Origin of the sequence: Campylobacter sp. RM10537 (assembly GCF_022369435.1) — a bacterium.
Lineage (GTDB): Bacteria > Campylobacterota > Campylobacteria > Campylobacterales > Campylobacteraceae > Campylobacter_D > Campylobacter_D molothri.
Genome location: NZ_CP059598.1, coordinates 1 through 3,526 on the forward strand (window position 1 = coordinate 1; position 3,526 = coordinate 3,526).

Consider the following 3,526-nt stretch of genomic DNA (forward strand, 5'->3'; position numbering starts at 1 on the left):
GCACCAAAAAGGAAAACTATCTATTAAACCCGAACCCTCTATTGTTTCTTTTAGTTTTTGTTTGTTCAAAAGAATTTTCAAAAGCTCTTTGATATTTAAGCTCTTTTTCTATTCTTTCGGCTTTTAATGGAAATATTTCTTTTAACTGCTCCACACTTAAATTTTTTTCGCACCATCTGCCTATTTCTTTTAGTCGAGTTTCTAATCTTTCATTATTTGTCTTGTGTGTTTCAAACAAAGTTCTTAAATTATCTCTATCATCTTTGATTTTATGATATTCAAATTTTAAATATTCAAGCTCTTTGTTAGCTTCTTTCTTGCTTTCATTTGTGCTAATTAAAAAAGCATTTTTAGTTAGCTGATAGTCTTCTCTTACCTTAGCATTGTATTTTCCAAAGGTTAAAATGTTTTTCCATAGGCTTAAACGTTTTTCAAACTTTTGTGTAAGTTCCTTTAAAGCTCTTTCATGTCCTAGTTCTAAATTTTGTATATGTTTTTGATGTTGCTCTATTTTCGCTTGTAATTCGTTTTCTTTCGATTTTAGCTCTTTAGCCTTGTCTTGTATCTCTTTTTCTTTTTTTTTCAATTCTAGAGCCATTTGCGTTAATTTATGCTCTTGTTCTTGTATTCTTTGAAGTAATGCTTTTTCTTGTTCTTTAAATTGAGCGTAAGTTTTATAATCTTGTATGTATTGGGGTTGCTTTTCGTTATTCTCGTAGCGATTAGCTCCACGCTCCATTTTTAAACTTTGTGCGGTTAGGGTTTGTATTTTGCTAAGATTGGCTTTATTCAAACTTGCTTCACGCCTAGCAAGTTGTAAGCCATTGTTATCGAGTGTAAAAAATACTGCGTGGGCGTGATAATGGGTTTGTTTTTCCCCTTTAGCATTCTCACTTACTTCATCTCTATGGATTACAACTTGTAAAGGTGTAAATCCTGTAAGCTCTGCAATTTTTTGTGTAAGCTCTTGACATTGTTCCATTGTAGTATTTTCGCCGATTTCGTATATAAACTCGTGATAGCATTTTTCTTTTTTAGTAAAATTTTGAAGTCCTTTAGGCTTTCCACTTTTAGCTAAACCATTCTTATTTTCACAATATTTATAAAAATTTTCATAAGCTTTTTTATAAAGCCTTTCTATGTTCTTACGCACTTCATCGCTAGTGCAAGAGTATTCATTTAAATGCGTAAGTTCTTTAGTGATTGTCTTAGCATTATCGTTGGTTCTATCATTGTGGTTTAATGCGGGTTGTTTTTTAGGATTGCAATGAGCGGTGGCAACTTTTGACATATTCTACAAATCCTTTTTCTTTGTATTCTGTTAGTATCTCATCACTACTTAGATTATATGCACTCATTTTTAGGAATCCCATCATCTAAAAATTTCAAAACTTTATCAATCATTTACGCACCATTCTTTTTTATATTCAGCGATGATTTCATCAGGTGTTTTTTCTTGCTTATCTACCTTAATGAGATTGATAATATCTTCTTCATTTGCAAACATATCTTCGATAGCAAATCCGCAAATAATAGATTTATTTTGTTCGTATTGCTCTTTAGTTAAATCATCTTTATATTTTTTAAGTATCGCAAGGCTTTCTTCTAGGCTATGCACTTCGGGATATTGTTTTTGCATTTTTAAATTTTTCCTTTTTTGGTGTTTTAAAAGCTTAATAAAAATCAAAAAATCATTTATTGATTTTAGTTGATTTTTATTAGTGGGGTTAAGGGGTTGCACCCCTTACAAGCTCGACACTTGGCACAAGTGGCGGATAGCTTGTATCCTTCAAAGATATAATTATAGCAAATTTTTACCTAATACCTTTTCTAAAAGTATCAATCATTTTAAAAAATTGCTCTTGATTTTTAGCATTAAAGTGCATAAAGTTTCCAAAGTTTAAATTTTCGTATTCATCTCTTACAAGCTCTATTGCAATAATTTTAAATTCATCAAAATCAAAATCGTTAAATTGCCAAAGCTTGTCATTATAATTAAATCTAGCTTGATTAAGTTTCATATTGTTTAAAATCTTTAAATATTTTTGCTCATCGCTCATTATTTTTTGACTTTCTTTCTCTAGCTTTTGCATTAAAACGCTTTCAGGTTTAAAAGTAAAGCTAATACCTGAAACTTTACCGCCCCTGCCCCTTGTTCCTTTTGCTTTTTCTTTCTCATAGGCAAGGTTTTTAAAAGGCACTCTAATTTGGTCAAAAAGATTGCGTTCTTTGGTTAATTCTTTGATAGCAGGTTTTAAAATCCATTTATCAACTTCGCTTTGTCTATAATCTTGCGGTATATCCATAACTTTACAAAACTCGTCCCACTCAAATCGTGCTTTTCCTGTGGTTCTAAATTGCTTTAAAAGGCGGTAAAGTGTTTTAGCATATTTACCGCTAAGGGCTATAAATTCTTCAAGCTCAAAAGCTGTAAAATTAGTAGTTAGTTGATTGACTAAATAAGCAAAATCAGGGTTTATTTTTAGGGTTATTCTGTTAAATAAAGTGCTTTCATCATATCCATCATCAGGATTTCTTTTAACATAGTGTATTTCCATTGTTTCAAACAAATTTACATATTTGTGTATAACTTCTGTCTTTGTTTCTATGATTTGTTTAAAATTTGCCTTGAAAAATTTATATTTCAAGCTATTGATATTTTCTGTTAAATATTCTCTTGAGTTAGAAAGTTTTTCATTAATTTTAAAATCATTAGCATAGAGATTAATTACATTGTCTATGCCTTTTTCTTTAATTCTTGCAAAGATTAAAAACAAAAGGTTTTGTTCTTGCTCTGTAAAGCTAGGCAACTGAATTTTATTAAAATCGTTGTGATATTTAACTATTTCGCTCATTTACATATCCAAAGTAAGACAATCAAGGCAAGGGGCTTTTCTGCCCCTGCGGTTTTGCTAGAAAAATACTTCAACTTTAAGCTTAAAAAACTTAAAATTTAGGTATAATCTCACAAAACGCTTACTATGTCGTTTCATAGTTAGCCTTGATTGATAAATTTCCGCCAAGAGTGAAAACTCAAGGCGGATTTTTTATTGTAGCATATTAAAAATAGATTGTCAATAGTTTCTTCCCTTAATACCTACCATTTCTTCCCTTAATACCTACCATTTCTTCCCTTAATACCTACCATTTCTTCCCTTAATACCTACCATTTCTTCCCTTAATACCTACCATTTCTTCCCTTAATATTCCGCTAGCCCCCATCATATAGGGCTTAGAAAGCCTCCTAAAAATAAGAAAAATATATAAAAAATAAAAAAATCGCGTACGCGTACGCGCGCGAGAAAAAACAAAAAAAGTAGAAGCTGAAGCTAAAAAAGAAGAACAAAGTAATTCTACAAATGCTGATAATCAAGCAAATACTAGCAAAAAAGATCAGCTTTTAGATATATCTGCTTAATCTTAATATTAGGGCGGTGGGCTTTGTCCGTCTTCCGTGCTACGCACTCAGACAGCCCCCGCACCCCCTTTTCGCAAATCATAGCACCTTGCGGTGCGATTTGCTAAA

3 protein-coding genes are annotated in these 3,526 nt (G+C 31.4%); all 3 read right to left on the bottom strand.

Annotated elements, in window-relative coordinates; genetic code table 11:
- Positions 1–16: 16 nt before the first annotated feature.
- A complete protein-coding gene (locus CMOL_RS07785; RefSeq protein ID WP_239820775.1) occupies positions 17–1,291 on the bottom strand; it encodes a coiled-coil domain-containing protein in 1,275 nt (424 codons plus the stop codon).
- Positions 1,292–1,396: 105 nt separating this feature from the next.
- Positions 1,397–1,639: a hypothetical protein gene (locus CMOL_RS07790; protein ID WP_239820776.1), complete on the bottom strand. Its 243-nt coding sequence runs from the start codon at positions 1,637–1,639 to the stop codon at positions 1,397–1,399.
- Positions 1,640–1,814: 175 nt separating this feature from the next.
- Entirely contained in the window at positions 1,815–2,855 is a 1,041-nt protein-coding gene (locus CMOL_RS07795) for a replication initiation protein (protein WP_212147446.1), read from the bottom strand.
- Positions 2,856–3,526: the final 671 nt, after the last annotated feature.

Excerpts from the sequence above, each read along its gene's own strand:
- CMOL_RS07785 (WP_239820775.1), bottom strand. The coding sequence starts at position 1,291 with ATGTCAAAAGTTGCCACCGCTCATTGCAATCCTAAAAAACAACCCGCA.
- CMOL_RS07790 (WP_239820776.1), bottom strand. The coding sequence starts at position 1,639 with ATGCAAAAACAATATCCCGAAGTGCATAGCCTAGAAGAAAGCCTTGCG.
- CMOL_RS07795 (WP_212147446.1), bottom strand. The coding sequence starts at position 2,855 with ATGAGCGAAATAGTTAAATATCACAACGATTTTAATAAAATTCAGTTG.